The 1179-nt window shown below is 60.2% G+C and carries 2 protein-coding genes; one reads left to right on the forward strand and one right to left on the reverse strand.

All coding sequences use genetic code 11. The annotated features are described in order from the left end of the window. The coding region (locus AC1DT3_RS21955) for a lyase family protein (RefSeq protein WP_477467292.1) at positions 1–809 on the reverse strand (809 nt) is incomplete at its 3' end. A gap of 122 nt (positions 810–931) precedes the next feature. On the opposite strand from AC1DT3_RS21955, the gene AC1DT3_RS21960 reads away from it, so the two are divergent. Then, positions 932–1179 (forward strand): LysR family transcriptional regulator (locus tag AC1DT3_RS21960; protein ID WP_477467293.1); only part of this gene is annotated, 248 nt, incomplete at its 3' end.

Genomic DNA, 1179 nt, shown 5'->3' on the forward strand with positions numbered 1-1179 from the left:
ATCCAACGGAACTGACGAGACGACCACAGAAACACCTCTTCCGCGAGGCGTGAAAGGTTTACGCCGATCATCGCGGTCACGAACAAGAACTCAGTGACGTGGTCGCGGCTTCCCACGGCATCGATGGAGTTTTCACAAGGCGCGTCGTAGCCGAGCTCCTTAGCCGACAATTCAGGATGAAGCGCGATGGCCGAGCCGGCCAGAGCCGCGGCGCCAAGCGGCGATCGTGCTGCGCGACGGTCCCAATCCTGCATACGCCCGATGTCGCGCGAAAATCCCTGCGCATGAGCGAGCAACTGGTGAGCGAAGGTCACGGGCTGCGCTGGCTGAAGATGCGTAAAACCCGGCGCAAGCGTTGTCTGATGATCGGTGGCTTGGGCGATCAACGCTTCCTGAAGCGAGAGCAGATCGCGCACGACTCGGCGTGCCGCGCCGCGCAAATGCAGTTTAAGATCGTTTGCCGCCTGATCGTTGCGCGAGCGACCGGCGCGCAGCTTGCCGCCGAGTGCGCCAAGCCGTTCCACCAGCACGCGCTCAAGGAATGTATGCACATCCTCGTCACCGGCCAAGGGCGCGATCTTTCGATTTGCATAATCGTTTCCGATCGACGCGAGCGTTTCGGAAATGGTGTTACCTTCTTCCTGCGTGAGGATGTCCGCGCGCATCAATTCGCGCGTGTGCGCGATGGAGGATTCGAGGTCTTCTGGGACCAGACGGAAATAGCTTTCGGGCGCACGCGAGAGACGCATCAGCGATTCTGCAGGCGGCGTGCGAAACCTTGCTCCCCAAAGGCGAACGGGCTGTGTCATGGCATTCCTCCAACGTGATAGAATGCTTGCACCCACCCAGAACGTAGACAAATGAATTGATTTCCTCGAAACTAGTCCAAAATGGAATAGTCGTCGTTGCAGACGATCCGTCGAGGAATACGATGTCCAGGACCCAACTGCCGACCACTGTGGCGTTGCGCGTCGTCGCAGCGCTTGCACAACACGGAACGGTCTCGGCTGCAGCACACGCCCTTCACCTGACCCAAAGCGCCGTCAGCAAGCAACTCAAGGGGATCGAAGAATTGGCGGGCACGTCGCTGTTTCACCGCACGAGCCGCGGCCTCTCGCCGACCGAGGCCGGTGTCATCTACATCGAGCAAGCGCGCCTTGCGCTCGGGGCCTTGGAGAC

It is taken from the genome of Microvirga sp. P4_G7 (genome assembly GCF_056401005.1).